Here is a 20,902-nt window from a genome sequence, read left to right as displayed (position 1 = left end):
GGCCCGTCCGACGGGCTAGATGTGCACGACGCCCGGCGCCGCCTCACCCTTCGGGGCGCCCGGGCGCAGCAGCAGGCCGGTGAGCACCGCGCCCGCCACGTAGATCACCGCGGCCCAGGTGAACGCCGTCGTGTAGCTCTCGATGGCCGCCTCGGCCGCCAGCTGCGGCGTCGGGGCCTTGCCCGCGAGGTAGGCCACGGCCGCGTTGCCGGCCAGCGTCGAAAGCAGCGCCGTGCCGATCGAGCCGCCGACCTGCTGCATCGTGTTCACCGCCGCCGACGCGACACCCGCGTCGTGCGCCTCGACGCCGAACGTCGCGACGCTCATCGCCGGCGCCATCGCCAGCCCGATGCCGAAGCCCATCACCAGCAGCGGGCCGAGCACGCCCGAGGCGTAGGTGCTGTCGAGGCCGATCCCGCTCAGCCAGAACAGGCCGCCGGCGGCGATCGCCATGCCGGTCGGCACCAGCGGCCGGGGGCCGAACCGCGGCAGCAGCACGGCCGTCGCCGAGGTGGCGGCCAGCATCAGCGTCGCCACCATTGGCAGGAACCCGAGGCCGCTCTGGATCGGCGTGAACTGCAGGTTCTGCTGCACGTAGAACGTCAGGAACAGGAAGATCGCGAACATCCCGATGGCGAGCAGGAACATCGCCAGGTACGAGCCGCCGCGGTCCCGGTCGAGCAGCACGCGCAGCGGCAGCAGCGGGTGCTCGACGCGCTGCTGCAGCCACACGAACACGCCCAGCAGCACCACGCCGGCGGCCAGGAAGCCCCAGACGGACACCGCGGACCACGAGTCCGACTCGGCGTTCGCGAAGCCGTAGACCAGGGCGAACAGGCCGGCCGACGCCGTCACCGTGCCGGGCAGGTCGAGCTTCGGCCGCGGGCCTTCGTCACGCTGGTTGCGCAGCAGGACCGAGCTGCCCACGAACGCGATGACCGCGAAGACGATGTTCACGAACATGCACCAGCGCCAGTCGAGGTACTCGGTGAGCACGCCGCCGAGCAGCAGGCCGACCGCCGCGCCGCCACCGCCGATGGCGCCGAACACGCCGAACGCGCGGCCGCGTTCCTTCGGGTCGGTGAACGTCGTGGTCAGCAGCGAAAGCGTGGCGGGCGCGAGCAGCGCGCCGAACACGCCCTGTGCCGCCCGGGCGACCAGCAGCATCTCGATGTTGGTCGCGAAGCCGCCGAGCGCGGACACGGCGGCGAAGCCGGCCAGGCCGACGAGGAGGGCGTTCTTGCGGCCGAAGAGGTCCGCGAGCCGCCCGCCGAGCAGCAGCAGGCTGCCGAACGCGAGCGCGTACGCCGTGACGACCCACTGCCGGGCGTCGTTGGAAAAACCGAGGTCGACTTGGGCGGAGGGCAGCGCGATGTTCACGACGGTCGCGTCCAGCACGACCATCAGCTGCGCGATGCCGATCATCACCAGGATCAGCCAGCGTCTGGCGTGGTGCGGGTTTTCGACGGCGCGCGTGTCCCCCGACGGCGCGACGGCGAGCGTGGACTCGGACATGAAGGGTCCTCACAGAACGTGATCAGAAGATTATGTGGAGTAGGTATCTCCCCTTACTCGCCCCAAGGTACACAAGAACCGGAGAGAGCGCCTCTACTTCTCGGGTTAGACTGGACGCATGGCACGGGACGCTGGTCCCGCCGCACCGGCGCGGCCGCTGCGGCGTGACGCTGAACTCAACCGCCGTCGCATCCTCGCGTCGGCCCGCGAGGTGTTCGGCCGGCGCGGGCTCGACGCCACGCTGGACGACATCGCCCACCACGCCGGCCTCGGCGTCGGCACGGTGTACCGCCGCTTCCCCAGCAAGGAACACCTGGTGGAGGCGATGTTCGCCGAGCGGATGGAGGAAATCGGCACGCTCGCCGAAGAGGCGCTGAAGGCCGAGGACGCCTGGCAGGCGTTCGTCGACTTCACCTGGAAGTCGATCGAACTCCACTCGGGCGACCGCGGGCTGCGCGAGATCATGCTGTCGAACAAGTTCGGCCACGAGCACGTGGCCGAGGAAAAAGCCCGCCTGGTGCCGTTGATCACACGGCTCGTCGAGCGGGCCCAGGAGGCGGGCGGCCTGCGCGCCGACTTCTCCCCGACGGACACCCCGCTGCTGCACATGATGATCGGCTCGGTGATCGAGTTCACGTCGGCGGTGGAGCCGGACCTGTGGCGCCGCTGCCTCGCGATGCTCCTGGACGGCTTGCGGGCCCAGCCCGGCAAGCCGTCGAAGCTGCCCCGGCCCCCGCTGGGTGTGGACGAGGTCGACGAAGCGATGTCCTGCTGGCGTCCCTGACGCACGGCAGCGCGCCGGTGACCACCTTCGGATCACCGGCGCCGCGAAACGATTTCCCCCTGCGTGCCAAGCCGGCTACTCGGCCGGGATGACCGCCCACAGGATCAGGTAGGCCACGAACTGCGGCCCGGGCAGCAGGCAGGACAGCACGGCCAGCAGCCGGACCGTGCCGGGCTTCATGCCGTACCGCTGGGCCAGGCCCGCGCAGACGCCGCCGATCATGCGGCCGTGGCGCGGGCGGGACAGCCGTCGTGTGACCGGTGCGCTCATCGTCGTTTCCCTTTCCTCGAAGTTCCGATAGCTCCACTTCACCACCGGAGTACCCGCTTCCGCATCGCTCGCGGGAAGGATCGCTCCCTTAGGGGACGACAAATCCGAAAAACGTTCAGGACTGCCCCGAAAGCCGGGCGCGCTCTCCGAAATCCGCCTGAACAGCGGGTTCGTCCGGAGCGATCCGGAGAATATTGAGAGATGTCCCCGTCAGGGCTGGTTTTTCCGCGCGATGTGGTGATACTTGCACCCCGTGTACCCGCGTCCGAAAAGCTTGGCCGTTGCGATGCTCTGCGCCCTCCTCGCGAGCGGCTGCGCCACCACCCAGGCCGCGCCCGAGCAGAATTCCGGGCCCACGCCGCTGACCGCCGCCGACGCGCTCGGCGACTTCGGCACCGTCGACTACTGCAGCCTGCTCGACGTGCCCGCGGTGGCGCCCGGCGCGGTCGCCGTCCCGACGTTCGAAAGCTGCCACGCCCAGGCCGGCCCGCGAACGATCCTCGTCGGGCCGCTGGCCTTCGACTCCGACCCGAACATCAAGCCCTACGACTACGCGGGACCGGTGCCCGACGGCGTCGCGATCCAGCAGTCGATGTTCAACGACCGCAGCGCGTGCACCCGCGCGATCACCTTCGCCGACGGCAACCGGCTCGACCTGTCGGTCACCGACGACGGCGGCGACCAGGACGGCCGCTGCGACGTCGCGGACGCCGCCGTCGGCTCGGCGCTGGCCGCGATCACCGCGCACAAGGTCGGCCGGCTGAACTTCCCGGACCGTTCGTGGGGCCGCGTGGCGCCCTGCGTCCTGCTCGACCACCACGACGTCGATGCGGCCGCCGGTCCCGCCAGCCGGCCCGCGACCGGCCTGTCCGGGCACAGCTGCATCCGCGGCAAGGTGAGCCTGAAGCTGACGGTGCAGACGGCGGAGCCGGCCGGCCCGGCCGAGAAGCTCGGCGGCCGCGACGCCCACGTCCGGCCATCCGGCGCGTTCTGCCTGGTCGACACCACCCAGCCGGCTCCCGGCCTGCCGGGCCACCGCGAGCTGGCGGAGATCAGCGTGGTCGAGACGGCAGGCACCGCGGGCGACGGCACGTGCGCCCTCGCCCGCGGTGCGGCCGGCTCGATCTTCCCCCGCCTCCCGGCGGCTTGACGCGGACTCAGTCCTCGTAGGTGAGGTTCTTGCCGTTGGACGGGTCGAACAGCTTGATCTTGTCGGCGTCGTAGAAGACCTCGAGGTCGGCGTTCTCGGACGCCGACGACTCCGCCGACAACCGCGCCACGATCTGGGACTCCGCGCCCGGCACGTCGGAGGAACCGCTGTCCGCGGCCAGCTCGGCCAGCTCCGCGGCGGTGGCCGCTTCGCCCTCCAGCGTGAAGTGGGCGAACTTCTCCGAGCCCATCGACTCGAGCACGTCGATGTGCGCGGTGAACGTCCCCCCGCCGGTCTTGTCGGCGACGAGACCGGCGTCCTCGAAGTGCTCCGGCCGGATGCCGACGATGACGTCGCGGGGCGCGTTCGCCCGCTCCACCAGCTGCCGGACCCGGTCGGTCAGCGGCGTCGTGCCCAGTGCACTGCGCAGCTCGTTGTTCTCCAGCGTCGCCGGGACGAAGTTCATCGACGGCGAGCCGATGAACCCGGCCACGAACAGGTTCGCCGGGTTGTCGTAGAGGAACTGCGGCGAGCCGATCTGCTGCACGTACCCGGCCCGCAGCACCACGACCCGGTCGCCCAGGGTCATGGCCTCGGTCTGGTCGTGCGTCACGTACAGCGTCGTCGTGCCGAGCTGCTTCTGGATCTTCGACACCGACGTCCGCATCTGGCCGCGCAGCTTGGCGTCCAGGTTGGACAGCGGCTCGTCCATCAGGAACGCCTTCGGGCTCCGCACGATCGCCCGGCCCATCGCGACGCGCTGGCGCTGGCCACCGGAGAGGTTGGCCGGCTTGCGGTCCAGGTGCGGGGTCAGGTCGAGGATCGTCGCCGCTTCCTCCACCTTCGCCCGCACGATCTTGTCGTCGACCTTGGCCAGCCGCAGGGGGAAGGCCATGTTCTCCCGGACGCTCATGTGCGGGTAGAGCGCGTAGGACTGGAACACCATCGCGATGTCCCGGTCCTTCGGCGCCTTTTCGTTGACGCGCTGCCCGTCGATCCGCAGCTCGCCGGCGGAGATGTCCTCCAGGCCGGCCACCATGTTCAGCGTCGTCGACTTCCCGCAGCCGGACGGGCCGACCAGGATGATGAACTCGCCGTCGGCGATCGTGATGTCCACTTCGGACACGGCGAGCGCGCCGTCGGGGTACTTCTTCGACACCTTGTCGAGGACGATTTCTGCCATGACTACCCCTTCACCGCACCGGAGGTCAGCCCCGCCACGATGCGACGCTGGAAGAACAACACGAACACAATGATCGGGACGGTGATCACGACCGCGGCCGCGCTCACCTGCCCGGTCGGGTCCTCGAACTGCGAGGACCCGGTGAAGAACGACAGCGCCGCCGGCACCGTGCGCGACGCCGTGGTCGACGTCAGCGAGATGGCGAACAGGAAGTCGTTCCAGCAGAAAATGAACACCAGGATCGCCGTGGTGAACACACCCGGCGCGGCCAGCGGCGCGATCACCTTCCGGAACGCCTGCGCCGGGGTGGCGCCGTCCATCTTCGCCGCCTTTTCCAGCTCCCACGGGATTTCCCGGAAGAACGCCGACAGCGTGTAGATCGACAGCGGCAGCGCGAACGTGATGTAGGGCAGGATCAGCCCCGGCCAGGTGTCGAACAGCCCGATGTTCCGCTCGATGTTGAACAACGGCGTCACCAGCGACACCTGCGGGAACATCGCGATCAGCAGCGACAGCCCGACGAGGACCTGCTTGCCGGGGAAGTCGAGCCGGGCGACCGCGTACGCGGCCATCGTGCCCAGCACCACCGCGATCACGGTCGAGATGATCGCGATGCCGATCGAGTTGACCAGCGCCAGCAGGAACTCCGAGGTCTGGAAGATGTCGGCGTAGTTCTGCCAGGTCCACGACTGCGGGATGAACGACCCGTCGGTGATCGTGTCCTTGGTCTTGAACGACAGCGAAACCACCCAGAGCACCGGCACCAGCGCGAACACCAGCACGAGGATGTCGACCAGGCCCCACCTGACCTTGCGGCCCGTCGTGACGGTTCCCATCGTCATCAGCGCTTACCCCCGTTGTCCGAACCAGGTGCGGCGGTGCCGAACACCTTGATGAAGAGGAACGCGATGATCGCCACCGTGATGAAGATCAGCACGGCCATCGTCGACCCGATGCCGAGGTTGAGGCCCTTGACGAGGTTGTCGTAGGTCTGCATCGACACCGACCCGGTGTCCTGCGCGCCGTTGGTGAGCACGTAGATGTTGTCGAAGATGCGGAACGCGTCGAGCGTGCGGAACAGCAGCGCCACCAGGATCGCCGGCTTCATCACCGGCAGCATCACCTTGGTGAACCGCTGCCACGCGCTCGCGCCGTCCATCGCCGCCGCCTTGAGCAGGTCGTCCGGCACCAGCGCCAGGCCGGCCATCAGCAGCAGCGCCATGAACGGCGTGGTCTTCCACACCTCGGCGCCGATGATGATGAACAGCGACGGCCACTGTTCGGTCAGCGGGGCGGCGTCCGAGGCGAGCATGTTCGCCAGGTAGCCGGTCTTCGGCGTCCACGCGTAGTACCACGAGAACGCCGCGACGACCGTGACGATGCCGTACGGGATCAGCGCGACGGTGCGGACCAGGCCGCGGCCGACGAGCGTCCGGTGCATGATCAGCGCCAGCGCCATGCCGAGCACGAACTCGATGGCCACCGACACCACGGTCAGGAACATCGTGGTGCCGAACGCCGTCCACCAGTACGAACTGGACAGCACGGCGCCGTAGTTGTCGAAGCCGACGAACTGCTGCTGCGCCGGGAACCGCAGGTCGTACCGCTGCAGCGACAGCCAGATCGAGTAGAGGATCGGGTAGCCGGTGACCGCGATCATCACGATGAACGCGGGCGCGCACAGCCACAGCCCGAGCCGCCGCTCGGCCCGCTTCCCTTCGGAGAGGGCGGGTTTGCCCTTCTGACGGGAGGTCGCCTCGCCGGCGACCGTGGCCCCGGTGGTTTCCGCCGGGGTCGAGTCCTGGACGGTCACGGGATCACTCCCTTCGACTGGAGCGCGTCACCGAGCTGCTCGCGCAGCTTGGCCGCGGTGGCCTGCGGGTCGATGTCCGACGGCGGCGAAAGCACCTTGGACATGACCGTCGAGGCGTTCTGGTACGCCGGGGTCAGCGGCCGGACCGCGGCGGTCTTGAGCGCGGCGAGGATGGCGTCGCGCATCGGGTACTGGGTCGCCATGTTCGGGTTGTCGGCCGAGGCCGGCTTGCCCGGGTCGAGCGGAACGTCGTTGTGGTACACCGATTCGATGCTCGGCGGCACGCCGTCGTTGATGGCGGAGATCTTCTGGCTTTCCGGGCTGCGCAGGCACAGCGCCGCTTCGAACGCCTCCGGCTTGTGCTGCGAGTACGTGCTCACCGCCAGGTCGAACCCGCCGATCGTGGTCCGCGCGGGCATCCCGGCCTGGGCCGCCGGGTAGACCGCCCACTTGAAGTGCGGCAGATCGGCCTTCTTGTCCTTGGCGTAGGCGGCGTAGACATACGGCCAGTTCAGCTGAAACGCGGCCTGGCCACGCTGGAACGCCTGCCGGATGTCGTCTTCCTTCATGTTGCTCAGCGACGGGTCGGTGAGCCCGGACGTCGAGACCTTCTTGAGCAGCTCCAACGCCTTCACGGCGCCGTCGTCCATCACCACGGACTTGCCGTCGTCGGACAGGATGTGCCCGCCCATCGACGCGACCAGCGTGTTGTAGAAGACGACCAGGCCTTCGTACTGCGCGCCGGTGAACACGATTTCGTAGGGCTTGCCCTGCCCCTTGAGCTCCTGGGCCTTCTGCATCATCTCGTCCCAGGTCGCCGGCGGCTTCGGCGTGACCCGGTCGTCGTACCAGAGCAGCTGGACGTTGGTGTTCTTGGTGGCCGCGTACAGCTTCCCGTTGTGGGTCGCGGTGTCCAGCGGTCCCTGCAGGACGCCCTGCGACGCCTCGGCTTTGTTCTGGCCGGTCCATTCCTCGGCCCAGCCGGCTTCGGCGAACTCCGAGACCCACGTGACGTCGAGTCCCAGGATGTCCATGGCGGTGTCGCCCGCGGCCAGCCGGCGCGCCATCTGCAGCCGCTGGTCGTCGGCCCCGCGCGGCAGCTTGTTGTAGACGATCTCGTACTTCCCGGCCGCCTTGGCGTTGCAGCCGTCGACGACTTTCTGGAAGTTGTCCTCCGGCGACATGTAGATGTTGATCTTCAGTCCGGAACTCGTCCCGCACCCGGCCAGCATGCCGGTCACCAATGCCCCTGCCCCCAGCAGGACTGCGGTGCGGCCGGGCGAGCGTCCCCGTTTGCCCGCGCCGATCCTCTTCCCCATAAGGCCTCCTCACCCGCGTGCACGCCGGTTACCGCGGTACCCGGTGGGCACCGCGACGCGATGAAGGCGAAACCGCGCCAGCACCCCGACGTGCTAGTGCTCGGGCCGCCGCGCTGGTTGGGCGAGGCCGCCCGACTGGTGTCGGACAACTTATGCCGGGCGATCACACCCCGCAAGCAGTATCGGTAACGATTCAGCCCACCGCGCGCCGAATCGTGATCCTTGCCTGGTAAGACAGGGGTTTTTCAGGGGTTCACGGACGGCGGCTTGAGGGCCAGCTTGGCGAGCAGCTCGCGCCCCTGCTCGGCCGAACGTGGCTGGCACAGGACGTCGTAGCGGCCGGCGACGAGCTGGCTCGCCGAAGAGAAGTCCCGGCGGCGGCCCCGCGACATGCTGTAGCCGATCGCGGAGAACATCAGCCCCGACAACACCCCGAGCACGACCCCGGTCAGCACCTGCAACGCGAAGCCCTGGTTGACGAACAACCCCAGCAGCAGCCCCGCGAACAGGCCGAACCACGCGCCGGACACCGCGCCGGTGCCGAGCACGCGGCCCCAGGTGAGCCGCCCGATCACGCGCTCGACGAGCATCAGGTCGACGCCGACGATCGTGACGTCGCCGACGGAGAACTCGCTCTCGGCGAGGAAGTCGACCGCCTTCTGCGCCTCGCCGTAAGTCGCGTACGACCCGATCGGCCAGCCGGTCGGCGGGGTCGGCAGCCGCGGCAGGCCACCGGGCGCCCGGCCCCCGCCAAAGGGACTACTCACCATCATCACCTGCGCACTCGTGGGTCCTGGGTGTCCATCTTGTCAAGAACACCCGGACCGTGCGAGCCGCTTACCCCGAAAGGCCCGAGCGCGGTTTGTCGACAGGGCGACAAACGCGCTCAGGAGCGGGACTTGTACTCCCGCAGCAGGCCGCGGCTGATGATCGTCTTCTGGATTTCGCTGGTGCCTTCGCCGATGAGCAGGAACGGCGCCTCGCGCATGAGCCGCTCGATCTCGTACTCCTTCGAGTAGCCGTAACCGCCGTGGATCCGGAACGCGTCCTGCGTGACTTCCGCGCAGTACTCCGACGCGATGAGTTTCGCCATGCCGGCCTCGACGTCGTTGCGCGCGCCGGAGTCCTTGAGCCGGGCCGCGTTCACCATCATCAGGTGCGCCGCCTCGACCTTGGTCGCCATCTCGGCCAGCTTGAACGCGACGGCCTGGTGCTCGGCGATCGCCTTGCCGAAGGTCTTGCGCTGCTGGGCGTACTCGACGGCCAGCTCGAACGCCCGGATGGCGATGCCGCACGCGCGCGCGGCGACGTTCACGCGGCCGACCTCGACACCGTCCATCATGTACGCGAAGCCCTTGCCGGGCGCCTCCCCGAGCACCATGTCGGCACCGATCCCAAAGCCGTCGAAGACCGCTTCGGTCGTGTCGACGCCCTTGTAGCCCATCTTGTCGATCTTGCCGGGGATGGTCAGCCCGGGCGCCACCTCGCCGAAGCCCTCCGGCTTCTCGACCAGGAACGTGGTCAGGTTCTGGTGCGGCTTCTCGGCGCCCTCGTCGGTCTTGACGAGCAGCGCGATCAGGTTCGACGAGCCGCCGTTGGTCAGCCACATCTTCGAACCGTCGATGACGTAACCGTCGCCGGACTTCTTCGCCCTCGTCTTGATCGCGGCGACGTCCGAGCCGAGGTCGGGTTCCGACATCGAGAACGAGCCGCGGACCTCGCCGGTGGCCATCCGCGGCAGGAAGTGCTGCTTCTGCGCGTCCGTGCCGTGGCGGGTGATCATGTGCGCGACGATGAAGTGGGTGTTGATCACGCCGGACACGCTCATCCAGCCCCGCGCGATCTCCTCGACGACCAGCGCGTAGGTCAGCAGCGACTCGCCGAGCCCGCCGTACTCCTCCGGGATGGTGATCCCGAACAGGCCCATTTCCTTCATGCCCTCGACGATGTCGGCGGGGTAGGTGTCGGCGTGTTCGAGCTCCTGCGCGTGCGGGATGACCTCCTTGTCCACGAACTGGCGGACGGTCGCGAGGATCTCCGACTGCACGTCGGTCAGGCCGGCGGTCTGGGCGAGACGGGCCATCACGGCTCCCTTTCCGGAGTACGACGCCGCTCCCGGCGCTGGGTTACCGGTGAGTATGACCCGAAACGCCCGACGCTGCTATGAGGGCGCTCACGCTCCGGCGAACCGCGCCGGGCCGGGCCGGTCCCGGTGGACCCCGGCTAACGTGGTCCCCACACGCACGAGGGGACTCGCCATGACCGACCCGTCCGGGGACAAGGACCGTCCGGCCACCGACCCGACCACGGCGTACGACCCGCCGCCGGCCGCGGATACGGCGTCGTACCAGCCGGAGACGTACGACCCGCCGGCCGCCGACGCCACCATCGCCGAGACACCCCCGACGGCCACGGCGGACACGTCCGGCACGACCGTCGCCGCGGAGCAGCCCGGGCCGGCCGGCGAGTACGAACCGCCCGCCGCGGACTTCCCCGGCGCATACGGAACGCCCACCGCGGTGCCGCCCGGCGCCTACGGAACGCCCGCGGGCTATCCCGGTCAGCTGCCGCCCGGGGCGTACGAAACCCCGGCCGCCCACATCCCCGGCACGCCCTACGCGCAGCCCGGCCAGCCCTACCAGCAGCAGCCGTACCCGCCGGCCTACGGCCAGCCCTACGGAGCGCCGTACGCGCAGCCCCTGCCGTACGGACAGCCGTACGCGACCGCCCCGCGCGGGCAGGACAACTCGCTGGCGATCGGCGCCCTGGTGTGCTCGATCCTCGGCTTCTGCTCCATCATCACCGCGGTCGCCGGGATCATCTTGGGCCACATCGCGCTGGGCAAGACGAACCGCGGCGAAGCGGGCGGCCGCGGGCTGGCCACGGGCGCCGTGATCGTCGGCTACATCGTCCTCGCGCTCTGGGTCGGCTTCTTCACCACCATGATCATCCTGGGCGCCCACGGCGACCTCGGCGGCTAGTCCGCCGGCAGCACCGCGTCGCCGGGGCTGCGCGGCGACGGCGTCGCGTGCCCGTTGACCTCCGGTTTCGGCTCGGCGGCGGGCTCGGCGGCGGGCTCGGGCGGCGGCGGGGCCGCCTTCGGCGTCTGCGCGTCGAGGAACCGCAGCAGCTCCACCGGGAACGGCAGCACCAGCGTCGAGTTCTTCTCCGACGACACCTGCACCACGGTCTCCAGCAGCCGCAGCTGCAGCGCGGCCGGGGTGTCGGCCATCTGCGCGGCGGCCTGCGAGAGCTTGTACGACGCCTGCAGCTCACCGTCGGCCGAGATGACGCGCGCGCGTCGTTCCCGCTCCGCCTCGGCCTGCCGCGACATCGAGCGCTTCATCGCCTCCGGCAGGGCGACGTCCTTGATCTCGACGCGGTCGATGTGGATGCCCCAGTCCAGCGCCGGGCTGTCGATCATCAGCTCCAGGCCCTCGTTGAGGCGTTCGCGGTTGGAGAGCAGGTCATCGAGGTCGCTCTTGCCGATGATCGAGCGCAGCGACGTCTGCGCGACCTGGCCGACCGCCGACCGGTAGTCCTGGACGTTGACCGCCGCGACGACCGGGTCGATGACCTTGAAGTAGACGACCGCGTCGACCCGGACCGTGACGTTGTCCCTGGTGATGCCGTCCTGGGCCGGGACCGGCATGGTCACGATCTGCATGTTGACCTTCTGGATCCGGTCGGCGAACGGCACGAGCACCGCCAGGCCCGGCTCCCGCACCTTCGACCGCACGCGGCCGAACCGGAAGACGAGTCCGCGTTCGTACTGCTTCACCACGCGCACGCTCGACGCGAGCCAGGCCCCGCCCGCGATGACGACAGCGCTGAGGATTTCCACCACCATGGCTGCTCCCGGGGTTGCGTTTTCCCCTGAAAGCCCAGCGTACGCCCGTGCGGACCAGCGGGAAAAGCGCTGGACGCCGCCGCCATCCTGGAGTGGTGAACGACCTTCGGGTACCGCCGCTGTTCGCCGCCAGGGCGCCACAGGTGCTCGGTCTCGGGGCCGCCGGGTGGGTGGCCTCGTTGCCGAAGCTCGCCGCGGCGTACGCGCGGAAGTGGGAGCTGACGTTCGAGGGCGAAGCGATGCACGGCTACGTCGGCGTCGTGCAGCCCGCGCGCCGCGCCGACGGCACGCCGGTGGTGCTGAAACTGTTCTGGCGCGACCGGGAATCGGCCGGCGAGTCGCTCGCACTGTCCACATGGGCCGGCCGGGGTGCGGTGCTGCTGCTGGAATCCGCGCCGGAGGACAGCGTCCTGCTGCTCGAACGCCTGGACGCCGGCCGCACCCTCGACGACCTGCCGCTGCGCGAGGCGATCCCGCTCATCAGCTCGCTGGCGCGGCGCTTGGCCGTGCCCGCACCACCGTTGTTGCGGCGGCGGCTGCGTGCCGACGCCTTCTTCCTCGTGGAAGAGCTGCCGCGACGGTGGCGGGACCTCGGCGAGCCGTTCGACCGGCGGCTGGTCGACGACGCCGTCGCGATCTGCCGGGAACTGGGGCCCAGCGCCGGTGGCCTGCTGGTCAACGAAGACCTGCACTTCCAGAACGTCCTGGCGGGCACCCGCGAGCCGTGGCTGGTGATCGACCCGAAGCCACTGGCGGGCGACCTCGAATGGGGCGTTATCCCGTTGCTCTGGAACCGCTTCACCGAGTCCACACTGGACGACCGGTTCGCGATGGTCGTCGCGGCACAGGAGCTGGACGCCGAGAAGGCCCGCGCCTGGACGCTCGTGCGGGCCGTGCTGAACTGGATCTGGATGGTCGAGGAGCACCTCGAATCCGGCGAGGACAGCGACGACCCGGCCTTTCTCACAGTGGCGGAAATCGCTCCCTGGGCAGCCAGCCGATAGTGTCAGCGCCATGGCCGCGGTCAACAGGGTTTTCGCAGCTCAGCTGTCCGGGTTGCCGGTGTTCGGCCCCGACGGCGAGTCGATCGGCCGGGTCCGCGACCTGGTCGCCGGGCTGCGGCTGGACGCCCAGCCGCCGCGCATCCTCGGCCTGGTCGTCGAGCTGAGTACCCGGCGGCGCGTCTTCGTGCCGATGCTGCGGGTCACCTCGATCGAGCCGTCCGCCGTCACGCTCGCGACCGGCTCGGTCAACATGCGCCAGTTCAACCAGCGGCCCAACGAGGTATTGGTGCTCGGCCAGCTGCTCGACGCACACGCGTCCTTGGCCGGGTCCGGGACCCGGATCACCGTCGTCGACGCCGGGATGGAACCGACCCGCACCCGCGACTGGGTGCTGGCCAAGCTCGCCATCCGGGAGCGGCGGGTCGGGCTGGGCCGCCGCCGGTCGGCGATGCAGGTGCTGCCGTGGTCGGAAGTGGCCGGGCTCGGGCTGTCCGACCTCGCGGTCCAGCCCCAGGGCGCCGGGCAGCTGCTCATGCTGTTCGACACCATGCGCCCGGCCGACATCGCCGCGACCGTGCGCGACCTGCCGCTCAAGCGGCGCCACGAGGTCGCCGACGCGATGGACGACGAGCGCCTCGCCGACCTCATCGAGGAACTGCCGGACGACGACCAGAAGGAGCTGCTGGCCTACCTGGCCGAGGAGCGCGCGGCCGACGTCCTGGAGGCGATGAACCCCGACGACGCGGCCGACCTGCTGGCCGAGCTCGCGCCGGCCGACCAGAGCCGGCTGCTGGAGCTGATGGAGCCGGAGGAGTCGGCGCCGGTCCGGCGGCTGCTGGAGTACTCGTCCGACACCGCGGGCGGCCTGATGACACCGGAGCCGGTGGTGCTGACCCCGGACACGACGATCGCCGAGGCGCTGGCCCACATCCGCAACGCCGAGCTGCCGCCGGCGCTGGCCAGCATGGTGTTCGTCTGCCGCCCGCCGACCGCGACGCCGACCGGGCGCTACGTCGGCGTCGTCCACTTCCAGCGGCTGCTGCGGGAGCCGCCGGCGGAGCTGGTCGCCAGCGCCGTCGACACCGGGCTGCCCCCGCTGAAACCGGGCGCGTCGCTGGCCGAGGTCACCCGGTACTTCGCGGCCTACAACCTGACCTGCGGGCCGGTCATCGACGCCGAGGACCACCTGATCGGCGCGGTGACCGTCGACGACATCCTCGACCACCTGCTGCCCGAGGACTGGCGCGAGACCGGGCTCCACGACACCTTGGAGGAAGACCGTGCCTGAGCTGACTTCGGGACGGCGGCTGGACCAGCCCCGCGGCCAGAACCGGTTCAGGCTGAACATCGACCCCGACACGTTCGGCCGGTTCACCGAGCGGATCGCGCGGTTCCTGGGCACGGGCAAGTACCTGTTCTGGCAGACGCTGCTTGTCGTCGTCTGGGTCGTGCTGAACATCACGGCCGTGTCGCTGCAGTGGGACCCGTACCCGTTCATCCTGCTCAACCTGGCCTTTTCGACGCAGGCGGCGTACGCGGCGCCGCTGATCCTGCTGGCCCAGAACCGGCAGGACGACCGCGACCGCGTCTCCCTGGAGGAGGACCGGAACCGGGCTCTGCAGACGAAAGCCGACACGGAGTACCTGGCCCGCGAGCTGGCGGCGCTGCGCCTGGCGATCGGCGAGGTGGCGACGCGCGACTACCTGCGCAGCGAGCTGGACCGGCTCCGGGACGACCTCGACGTCAAGCCCAGGAAGTCCCGCACCCCTACCAGTACGTAACATGGACGGGGTGACCAGTACGCAGCAGCTCCCCAGCGTCGACGACGTCCGCAGCGCGCTGAAGAGCGTGCAAGACCCGGAGATCCGCAAACCCATCACGGACCTGGGGATGGTCAAGGACGTTTCGGTCGCTTCCGACGGTGTCGTCACCGTCGGGATCTACCTGACGGTGGCCGGCTGCCCGCTGAAGGCGACGCTCACGAACGACACCCGCGAGGCCGTTTCGAAGCTGCCCGGCGTGGTGGACGTGCGCGTCGAGCTGGACGTGATGAGCGACGAGCAGCGCTCCGAGCTGCGCAAGTCCCTGCGCGGCGACGCGGCGGAGCCGGTGATCCCGTTCGCCCAGCCGGGCTCGATGACCCGGGTGTACTGCGTGGCCTCGGGCAAGGGCGGCGTGGGCAAGTCGTCGGTGACGGTGAACCTGGCGGCGGCGATGGCCGCCCGCGGGCTGTCGGTGGGTGTCGTGGACGCGGACATCTACGGCCACTCGATCCCCCGCATGCTGGGCGCGCGCGAGAAGCCGACCAAGGTCGACACGATGATCATGCCGCCGCAGTCCCACGGCGTGAAGGTGATCTCGATCGGCATGTTCACCCCGGGCAACACCCCGGTGGTCTGGCGCGGCCCGATGCTGCACCGCGCGTTGCAGCAGTTCCTGGCGGACGTCTTCTGGGGCGACCTGGACATCCTCCTGCTGGACCTCCCCCCGGGCACGGGCGACATCGCGATCTCGGTGGCCCAGCTGATCCCCAACGCGGAGATCCTGGTGGTGACCACACCCCAGCAGGCCGCGGCCGAGGTGGCCGAGCGCGCGGGCGCGATCGCGTTGCAGACGCGCCAGCGCGTGGCGGGCGTCATCGAGAACATGTCGTGGCTGGAGACGCCGTCCGGAGAGCGCATGGAGATCTTCGGTTCGGGCGGCGGCGAGGCGGTGGCTTCGTCACTGACGAAGTCGATCGGATCGGAGGTCCCGCTGCTGGGCCAGATCCCGATGGACCCCCGGATGGTTTCCCAGGGCGACGCGGGCGAGCCGCTGGTACTGGCCGAGCCGGAGGCCCCGGCGTCGGTGGTGCTGAAGGAAGCGGCGAAGAAGCTGACGGTGAAGGCGCGCGGGCTGGCGGGGATGATGCTGAACGTGACCCCGGCGGGGCGCTGAGGTTTCCCGGGTTCGGTCGGGCCGGCCGGGTCGCTTGGGTTCGGTGTTCCCTGTCAGCGGTCCCTCGATGCCACCGAACCCGGCGACACCACCCCCGGATCATGGGTCGACTGGGGCGCTGGTCATGCCGGGGTTGGTGACCATAACTCCCTGATGAGAGCCACGAAAAAGGTAACCAAGCGTTCCCAAGTCCAGTCTATCGGCGCTGCCCGACGAAAACCTCGGAACGGCCGTCGGCAGGCCGCCTTGTCCACATCACGGCCGGGGTGTGGAAGGCCGATACGCGTAGTGGATGAGCCCCGGGTGCAGCTTCCCCACCCGGTCGTAAAGCGCACGCGCCGGCGCATCTTCCAGCGTGTTCCAGTAGAGGCTCGGGTATCCCTGTGCCTCCGCGTCCCGCGCCACCCACTCGATCATCGCCGTCGCGACGCCCTGCCGGCGAACCGAAGCGTCCACGAACAGGTCCGCCAGATAGCACTTCGCGGCGTACCAGACACTTGCGTGGAACAGGTAATGCGCGACCCCCACCAGCTCGCCGTCCAGGCGGGCGGCGATTCCGCGGATCCGGTCGTCGTCGTGCAGGCGCCGCCACGTGCGTTCGTAGGCGTCGTCGGTGCGTTCGACGTCGAAGTACGCGTCCTTGCCCCGGGCCAGGACTTCCCAGCGGGCGCAGTCGGGCTCCGTCAGGAAACCGATCGACAGCAAGTTACGTGGCGTCCGGGTCGATCGGCGGGCGCTCGCCCGGCTTGAGCGGCTCGGGCGCCGACTGCGTCTGGGCGACCGGGTGGCCGTTCGAGCCGTTCGTCCCGTTCGTGCCGTTGGATCCGCTCAGGTTCGGGCTGCCGTTCGTGATGCCCTTCAACCCCAGCGGATCGGCGTCGCCGTCGAAGAGGTGCTGCGTCACCACCCGTTTCGGGTCGAAGTTCCGCAGTCCGCGCAGGTCTTCCAGCGGCTTGCGCAGCTGGTCGAACTCCGGGCCCATCTCCTCGCGGAGCTGCTCCTTCGCACCGGTCGCGAAGTCGCGGACCTTCTTCACGCTCTTCGCGAGCCAGGACGCCGCCTCCGGCAGCCGTTCCGGGCCGAGAATGAAGAGACCGGCGATGATGAGGACGAGGATTTCCCCCCATCCGACACTGTCGAACACCCGTCTACCTCCGCTCGGAACCTACCCGCCCAGGGTACCCGCCACCCGCCACGCTCCGGGAGGCCGAACGCGGGAACTCAGTCGGAAGCCAGGGTTACGTCGACGACGAAGCTGGCGCCGTCGCGTGCCAGCTGCACCGGGACGACCTCGCCGACGTCGTGCGCGCGCACCGCGACCGTCAGTTCGGCGGAGTCGCGCACCAGCCGGTTGCCGATCTTGGTGATCACGTCGCCCTCCTTGATGCCCGCGTTCGCGGCCGGGCCGCCGGGGGCGACGTTCTTCACCTGCGCGCCCATCGTGGACGAACCCGCGACCGTCGACGACGCGTTGATGCCGATGTCGGCGTGCTGGACCTTGCCGTCCTTGATCAGCGCCTTCGCGATCTTGATCGCGTAGTCGCTCGGGATGGCGAAGCCGATACCGATGCTGCCGCCGTCCGCGCCGGCGGAGCGGATCGACGAGTTGATCCCGACCAGCGCGCCGGTGGAGTCGACGAGCGCGCCGCCCGAGTTGCCGTGGTTGATCGCGGCGTCGGTCTGGATGGCCTCGTAGGTGACCGGCGGGGCGCCGTTGTCGCCGCCGGCGGTGATCGGCCGGTTCAGCGCGCTGACGATCCCGGCGGTGACGGAGTTCTGCAGCGCCAGCGGCGAGCCGATCGCCATCACGGTGTCGCCGACCTGCAGGTCCGCGGACTTGCCGACCTGCAGCACGGTCGGGTTGGTGACGTTCACCTTCACGACGGCGAGGTCGGTCTTCTGGTCGGCGCCGACGAGCTTGGCCTCGGTGCGGGTGCCGTCGATGAAGACGGCGGTGACCTTGACGCCCGGGTCCGCGGCGGCGGAGGAGATGACGTGCTCGTTGGTGAGGATGTAGCCCTGCGGGTCGATCATGACGCCGGAGCCCTGCTCGCCGGATTCGGCGCCGGGCTTGTAGACCTCGAGCGAGACGACGGCGGGCGCGACGCGCTTGGCGATCTCGGCGACCGACCCGGCGGGGCGTTCCTTGCCGGCCTCGGCTTCGGCGATGGTGGCGGAGCCGGTGAGCTCGGTGCCGGTGTCGCCGACCCACCAGCCGACGAACCCCCCGACGGCCCCGACGAGCAGCGCGACGACGCCGAGCACCGCGAGGGCTTTCGGCTGCACGCGCCGCCCGAAAAGCACTTCGGGCAGGCTGAGCAGCGCCCCGGGCGGCCGTTTGGCGGGCTTTTCGTCGTCTTCGGCGGGCATCGCGGGCCCGGCGAGTACGGCGGCGGCCGCGGGATCACGCCACGGATCCCGGGTTCCGGTCCACAGCGGCGGCTCGACATCCGGAGCATCGCCGGTGGCTTCCCGAGGACGTTCGAGCAGCACACCTTCGGCCCCGGGCGGCCGCCGGAAGGCCTCGGCCAGCGACTCGGGCGCGGGCGGCGCGAGGTTGACGCCGTTGGCCTTCTGCGGGGTGTAGAGCTGGTCGAACGCCCCGTCGACACCGTGCGGCCGGCCGAAAACGGCAGCCTGCGCGGGATCGACGGCGGGCCGCGCGAGCGGCCGCGGCCCCAGCCGGTCGGCATCACGCGCGCCGGGCTGCTCGGGATTCACGTTCGGCTCGGTCATCATTCCCCGGTGCATAAGATCAGGTGGCTGGGCGCGACGATACCCAAGCCCGATGCTCCGAGTCTGCCGGTCGGTGGGTGAAGTGGCTGTTTCTTGGGCGGTTGTCCGCAGCTCGGGCGTGCCGGGCGATCAGACGCCCCGGACACACCCAAGGCCGCCATGATCGCGCGCGCAACCCCCGTGCCCCGGACACACCGAAGGCCGCCGCGAAAAGGATTCGCAGCGGCCTTCAGAATCCACTCAGCGGATGCCCGCCGGCACCGCCACCGGGGTGGTGCTCGGCGCCGTCGATACCGGTGCCGGGTGCTGGGGTACCGCCATCTGGGCCGGCAGCAGGTTCGCCGGCTGCGGGGCCCCGCCGCCCGTCTCCGGGGCTCCGTCGCCGTCCGCCGAGGTGCCCACCAGGGCCAGTGCACTCAGGACCAGGCCCGACACCACGACACCCGCTCCCTGGGCCGCGCGGCGCTTGAAGCGGCCGCCGCCCAGGACGTTCGGGGACTGGCCCAACGGGGCCGATGATCCCAACGGGGCCACGCCGCCCAGGACGCCTGAATCGCGCAGGCCCGCCACCCGGTCGGGGCGCTGGACCGCGACCAGCTGGCCGTCCGCCGTGATGGCCAGGTTGTCCGGGCTGCTCGGCAGCTCCGTGTGCTGCGGGATGGACTGCAGGCTCGCCAGGAACCCCGCCGACATCGACGGCGCGCCGGCGCGCCGGATCGTCTCGCCCGTCTGGCGCTGGGCGCGCACCTCGGCGGCGCACGCCGGGCAGCGGGTGATGTGCGACGCCGCGCGGTCGCGGGCGCCGTGGGTCAGTTCGCCGTCGACGAACGCCACCACGACGTCCGGCAGCAGGTGCGACTCGGGGAGTCCCCAGCCTCGCGGTGCGGTCATACCGTCACCTTCGCAGACTGCGGCGCGTAGGTGCGACGGCGCTCCAGCGAAGCGCGCAGCGCCTGACGTCCGCGGTGAATGCGGCTGCGGACGGTGCCCAGCTTGACACCGAGGGTCGCGCCGATCTCCTCGTACGACAGCCCCTCGACGTCACACAGCACGACGGCCGCGCGGAACTCGGGGGGCAGCTCGTCGAGCGCCGCCTGCAGGTCCGGGTCCAAGTGGGTGTCCGAGTAGACCTGCTCGGGGCTCGGGTCGTCGCCCACGATGCGGTCGGTGTCGTCGGGCAGGCCTTCCATCCGCACGCGCGAGCGGCGGCGGGCCATGTCCAGGAACAGGTTGGTGGTGATCCGGTGCAGCCAGCCCTCGAACGTGCCGGGCTTGTACGACGCCAGCGAGCGGAACACCCGGATGAACGTCTCCTGCGTCAGGTCCTCGGCGTCGTGGGTGTTGCCGGTGAGGCGGTAGGCGAGCCGGTAGACGCGGTCACCGTGTTCGCGCACGACCTCGTCCCAGGACGGCGGCGTCCAGGCCGCCTCGTCCAGGGTCACCGGCTGGGCCCCGGCGTCGGCAACGGCGTTCTGCATAGCGGGAGCAGGCACCTCCATCTGCGTTTCTCCTGTCTGCTCCACCCAACGCGGGTCGTCGGCACGGTGTTCCCGTGTGATCGGATTTCAGTCTCTCCGGGTTCCTTATGGTTCTAGTGAGACTGGACTGAGAGCAGGCTGAGAACTTCTTCCGGGGTGCTTACCAGGGAGCCTGCGCGGATTTATCGACAACCAACGCTAACCTCCGTGCGTGAACACGCCCACCCCTGCGGCCGCGCCGGCCGATTCCGGGTTCGTCGACGGGTACCTGCCCGACGACGAGGTGCTGGCCACGGCCCGGGCGAGGGCCGAGGACCTGGGCTGCACCCCGCTCAGCGCGGGTGCGGGCGCGACGCTGCGCTTCCTGGCCGCGACGCTGTGCGCGAAGGCGGTCGTCGAGGTCGGCACCGGCGCGGGGGTCAGCGGGCTGAGCCTGCTGCGCGGCATGGCCCCCGACGGCGTCCTGACCTCGATCGACGTCGAGCCGGAGTACCAGCGGGCGGCGCGCGCGACGTTCCGCGAAGCCGGGTTCGCCCCGGGCCGGACGCGGCTGATCATCGGCCGCGCGCTGGACGTGCTGCAGCGGCTCACCCCGGGCGGCTACGACCTGGTGTTCGTCGACTCCGCGCACATCGAGTACCCGGGCTGCTACGAGCTGGGGGTTTCGCTGCTGCGGCGCGGCGGGATCATCGCGTTCCACAACGTGCTGGCCGGCGGCCGGGTGATCGACCCGTCGCACCGGGACCCGGAGACGCTGGCCCTGCGCGAGGTGGCGCGGGCCTTCCGGGAGGACGAACGCCTGGTCCCGGCGCTGCTGCCGGTGGGCGGCGGGCTGCTGGTCGGGGCCGCTACCTGAGCTTCGA

Annotated in this window: 22 protein-coding genes; 8 read left to right on the top strand and 14 right to left on the bottom strand. The window is 70.1% G+C overall.

What is annotated here, in order from left to right; genetic code table 11:
* Positions 1 to 15: 15 nt before the first annotated feature.
* Positions 16 to 1,515 carry an MFS transporter gene (locus tag C2L59_RS31775; protein WP_103353224.1) on the bottom strand — a complete coding sequence of 500 codons (1,500 nt, stop codon included), beginning with the start codon at positions 1,513 to 1,515 and terminating at the stop codon, positions 16 to 18.
* A 118-nt stretch (positions 1,516 to 1,633) separates the two neighbouring features.
* Here C2L59_RS31775 and C2L59_RS31770 point away from each other — a divergent pair, with 118 nt between their 5' ends.
* Positions 1,634 to 2,299, top strand: a complete 666-nt coding sequence (locus tag C2L59_RS31770; RefSeq protein ID WP_103353223.1) for a TetR/AcrR family transcriptional regulator — start codon at positions 1,634 to 1,636, stop codon at positions 2,297 to 2,299.
* A 75-nt stretch (positions 2,300 to 2,374) separates the two neighbouring features.
* On the opposite strand, the gene C2L59_RS31765 is transcribed toward C2L59_RS31770, so the two are convergent.
* Complete coding sequence (locus tag C2L59_RS31765; protein WP_003095420.1) at positions 2,375 to 2,569, bottom strand: PspC domain-containing protein; 195 nt, start codon at positions 2,567 to 2,569, stop codon at positions 2,375 to 2,377.
* Positions 2,570 to 2,855: 286 nt separating this feature from the next.
* Here C2L59_RS31765 and C2L59_RS31760 point away from each other — a divergent pair, with 286 nt between their 5' ends.
* Positions 2,856 to 3,719, top strand: coding sequence for a hypothetical protein (locus tag C2L59_RS31760; protein WP_103353222.1), 864 nt, complete (start codon positions 2,856 to 2,858; stop codon positions 3,717 to 3,719).
* Between the two features lie 7 nt (positions 3,720 to 3,726).
* Here C2L59_RS31760 and C2L59_RS31755 read toward each other — a convergent pair whose 3' ends face one another.
* The 6 genes from C2L59_RS31755 to C2L59_RS31730 form a co-directional block, all read right to left on the bottom strand.
* Positions 3,727 to 4,902 carry an ABC transporter ATP-binding protein gene (locus tag C2L59_RS31755; RefSeq protein WP_103353221.1) on the bottom strand — a complete coding sequence of 392 codons (1,176 nt, stop codon included), beginning with the start codon at positions 4,900 to 4,902 and terminating at the stop codon, positions 3,727 to 3,729.
* Between the two features lie 2 nt (positions 4,903 to 4,904).
* Positions 4,905 to 5,744 (bottom strand): carbohydrate ABC transporter permease, encoded by an 840-nt coding sequence (locus C2L59_RS31750; RefSeq protein WP_103353220.1) that lies wholly within the window; start codon positions 5,742 to 5,744, stop codon positions 4,905 to 4,907.
* Entirely contained in the window at positions 5,744 to 6,715 is a 972-nt protein-coding gene (locus tag C2L59_RS31745) for a carbohydrate ABC transporter permease (RefSeq protein WP_103353219.1), read from the bottom strand. Before C2L59_RS31745 ends, C2L59_RS31750 begins: the two co-directional genes overlap by 1 nt.
* Positions 6,712 to 8,034 carry an ABC transporter substrate-binding protein gene (locus C2L59_RS31740; protein WP_103353218.1) on the bottom strand — a complete coding sequence of 441 codons (1,323 nt, stop codon included), beginning with the start codon at positions 8,032 to 8,034 and terminating at the stop codon, positions 6,712 to 6,714. The genes C2L59_RS31745 and C2L59_RS31740 overlap by 4 nt, the downstream gene beginning before the upstream one ends.
* Before the next feature lie 245 nt (positions 8,035 to 8,279).
* On the bottom strand, positions 8,280 to 8,807 hold the full coding sequence (locus C2L59_RS31735; protein WP_199199359.1) for a general stress protein: 528 nt from the start codon (positions 8,805 to 8,807) through the stop codon (positions 8,280 to 8,282).
* Positions 8,808 to 8,920: 113 nt separating this feature from the next.
* A complete protein-coding gene (locus C2L59_RS31730) occupies positions 8,921 to 10,117 on the bottom strand; it encodes an acyl-CoA dehydrogenase family protein (RefSeq protein ID WP_103353216.1) in 1,197 nt (398 codons plus the stop codon).
* Between the two features lie 175 nt (positions 10,118 to 10,292).
* On the opposite strand from C2L59_RS31730, the gene C2L59_RS31725 reads away from it, so the two are divergent.
* Positions 10,293 to 11,015, top strand: coding sequence for a DUF4190 domain-containing protein (locus C2L59_RS31725; RefSeq protein WP_103353215.1), 723 nt, complete (start codon positions 10,293 to 10,295; stop codon positions 11,013 to 11,015).
* Here the strand turns inward: C2L59_RS31725 and C2L59_RS31720 are convergent.
* On the bottom strand, positions 11,012 to 11,884 hold the full coding sequence (locus tag C2L59_RS31720) for an SPFH domain-containing protein (RefSeq protein ID WP_103353214.1): 873 nt from the start codon (positions 11,882 to 11,884) through the stop codon (positions 11,012 to 11,014). The two genes, C2L59_RS31725 and C2L59_RS31720, sit on opposite strands and share 4 nt — an antisense overlap.
* Before the next feature lie 92 nt (positions 11,885 to 11,976).
* Between C2L59_RS31720 and C2L59_RS31715 the strand changes: the two genes are divergently transcribed.
* From C2L59_RS31715 to C2L59_RS31700, 4 genes are read left to right on the top strand one after another with little or no spacing between them, the layout of a single operon-like run.
* Complete coding sequence (locus tag C2L59_RS31715) at positions 11,977 to 12,888, top strand: aminoglycoside phosphotransferase family protein (protein ID WP_103353213.1); 912 nt, start codon at positions 11,977 to 11,979, stop codon at positions 12,886 to 12,888.
* Positions 12,889 to 12,898: 10 nt separating this feature from the next.
* Complete coding sequence (locus C2L59_RS31710; RefSeq protein ID WP_103353212.1) at positions 12,899 to 14,176, top strand: magnesium transporter MgtE N-terminal domain-containing protein; 1,278 nt, start codon at positions 12,899 to 12,901, stop codon at positions 14,174 to 14,176.
* On the top strand, positions 14,169 to 14,669 hold the full coding sequence (locus tag C2L59_RS31705; RefSeq protein ID WP_103353211.1) for a DUF1003 domain-containing protein: 501 nt from the start codon (positions 14,169 to 14,171) through the stop codon (positions 14,667 to 14,669). The genes C2L59_RS31710 and C2L59_RS31705 overlap by 8 nt, the downstream gene beginning before the upstream one ends.
* 10 nt (positions 14,670 to 14,679) lie before the next feature.
* Positions 14,680 to 15,825 (top strand): Mrp/NBP35 family ATP-binding protein, encoded by a 1,146-nt coding sequence (locus C2L59_RS31700; RefSeq protein WP_199199350.1) that lies wholly within the window; start codon positions 14,680 to 14,682, stop codon positions 15,823 to 15,825.
* 255 nt (positions 15,826 to 16,080) lie between these two features.
* Here C2L59_RS31700 and C2L59_RS31695 read toward each other — a convergent pair whose 3' ends face one another.
* The 5 genes from C2L59_RS31695 to sigE all read right to left on the bottom strand — a co-directional run bounded on the left by C2L59_RS31695 (position 16,081) and on the right by sigE (position 20,060).
* The gene (locus tag C2L59_RS31695) at positions 16,081 to 16,530 is read right to left on the bottom strand and encodes a GNAT family N-acetyltransferase (protein WP_103353209.1); all 450 of its coding nucleotides are present in this window, start codon (positions 16,528 to 16,530) and stop codon (positions 16,081 to 16,083) included.
* A gap of 1 nt (position 16,531) precedes the next feature.
* Positions 16,532 to 16,969 (bottom strand): Sec-independent protein translocase protein TatB, encoded by a 438-nt coding sequence (tatB, locus tag C2L59_RS31690; protein ID WP_103353208.1) that lies wholly within the window; start codon positions 16,967 to 16,969, stop codon positions 16,532 to 16,534.
* 77 nt (positions 16,970 to 17,046) lie between these two features.
* Complete coding sequence (locus C2L59_RS31685; RefSeq protein WP_199199349.1) at positions 17,047 to 18,564, bottom strand: S1C family serine protease; 1,518 nt, start codon at positions 18,562 to 18,564, stop codon at positions 17,047 to 17,049.
* A gap of 237 nt (positions 18,565 to 18,801) precedes the next feature.
* A complete protein-coding gene (locus tag C2L59_RS31680; RefSeq protein WP_103353206.1) occupies positions 18,802 to 19,452 on the bottom strand; it encodes an anti-sigma factor in 651 nt (216 codons plus the stop codon).
* On the bottom strand, positions 19,449 to 20,060 hold the full coding sequence (sigE, locus tag C2L59_RS31675; protein ID WP_103353205.1) for an RNA polymerase sigma factor SigE: 612 nt from the start codon (positions 20,058 to 20,060) through the stop codon (positions 19,449 to 19,451). Before sigE ends, C2L59_RS31680 begins: the two co-directional genes overlap by 4 nt.
* A 190-nt stretch (positions 20,061 to 20,250) precedes the next feature.
* Here sigE and C2L59_RS31670 point away from each other — a divergent pair, with 190 nt between their 5' ends.
* Positions 20,251 to 20,895, top strand: coding sequence for an O-methyltransferase (locus tag C2L59_RS31670; protein ID WP_103353204.1), 645 nt, complete (start codon positions 20,251 to 20,253; stop codon positions 20,893 to 20,895).
* The last annotated feature ends 7 nt before the right edge of the window (positions 20,896 to 20,902 follow it).

The organism is Amycolatopsis sp. CA-128772 (assembly GCF_002904295.1).
Lineage (GTDB): Bacteria > Actinomycetota > Actinomycetes > Mycobacteriales > Pseudonocardiaceae > Amycolatopsis.
Note: the sequence above shows the minus strand (reverse complement) of the source record. Positions and strands in the feature narration are given on the sequence as shown.

What these genes read in the sequence shown, in the direction of transcription:
- C2L59_RS31775 (WP_103353224.1), bottom strand. Translation starts at nt 1,515, where the DNA reads ATGTCCGAGTCCACGCTCGCCGTCGCGCCGTCGGGGGACACGCGCGCC.
- C2L59_RS31770 (WP_103353223.1), top strand. Translation starts at nt 1,634, where the DNA reads ATGGCACGGGACGCTGGTCCCGCCGCACCGGCGCGGCCGCTGCGGCGT.
- C2L59_RS31765 (WP_003095420.1), bottom strand. Translation starts at nt 2,569, where the DNA reads ATGAGCGCACCGGTCACACGACGGCTGTCCCGCCCGCGCCACGGCCGC.
- C2L59_RS31760 (WP_103353222.1), top strand. Translation starts at nt 2,856, where the DNA reads ATGCTCTGCGCCCTCCTCGCGAGCGGCTGCGCCACCACCCAGGCCGCG.
- C2L59_RS31755 (WP_103353221.1), bottom strand. Translation starts at nt 4,902, where the DNA reads ATGGCAGAAATCGTCCTCGACAAGGTGTCGAAGAAGTACCCCGACGGC.
- C2L59_RS31750 (WP_103353220.1), bottom strand. Translation starts at nt 5,744, where the DNA reads ATGACGATGGGAACCGTCACGACGGGCCGCAAGGTCAGGTGGGGCCTG.
- C2L59_RS31740 (WP_103353218.1), bottom strand. Translation starts at nt 8,034, where the DNA reads ATGGGGAAGAGGATCGGCGCGGGCAAACGGGGACGCTCGCCCGGCCGC.
- C2L59_RS31735 (WP_199199359.1), bottom strand. Translation starts at nt 8,807, where the DNA reads ATGATGGTGAGTAGTCCCTTTGGCGGGGGCCGGGCGCCCGGTGGCCTG.
- C2L59_RS31730 (WP_103353216.1), bottom strand. Translation starts at nt 10,117, where the DNA reads ATGGCCCGTCTCGCCCAGACCGCCGGCCTGACCGACGTGCAGTCGGAG.
- C2L59_RS31725 (WP_103353215.1), top strand. Translation starts at nt 10,293, where the DNA reads ATGACCGACCCGTCCGGGGACAAGGACCGTCCGGCCACCGACCCGACC.
- C2L59_RS31720 (WP_103353214.1), bottom strand. Translation starts at nt 11,884, where the DNA reads ATGGTGGTGGAAATCCTCAGCGCTGTCGTCATCGCGGGCGGGGCCTGG.
- C2L59_RS31710 (WP_103353212.1), top strand. Translation starts at nt 12,899, where the DNA reads ATGGCCGCGGTCAACAGGGTTTTCGCAGCTCAGCTGTCCGGGTTGCCG.
- C2L59_RS31685 (WP_199199349.1), bottom strand. Translation starts at nt 18,564, where the DNA reads ATGATGACCGAGCCGAACGTGAATCCCGAGCAGCCCGGCGCGCGTGAT.
- C2L59_RS31680 (WP_103353206.1), bottom strand. Translation starts at nt 19,452, where the DNA reads ATGACCGCACCGCGAGGCTGGGGACTCCCCGAGTCGCACCTGCTGCCG.
- sigE (WP_103353205.1), bottom strand. Translation starts at nt 20,060, where the DNA reads ATGGAGGTGCCTGCTCCCGCTATGCAGAACGCCGTTGCCGACGCCGGG.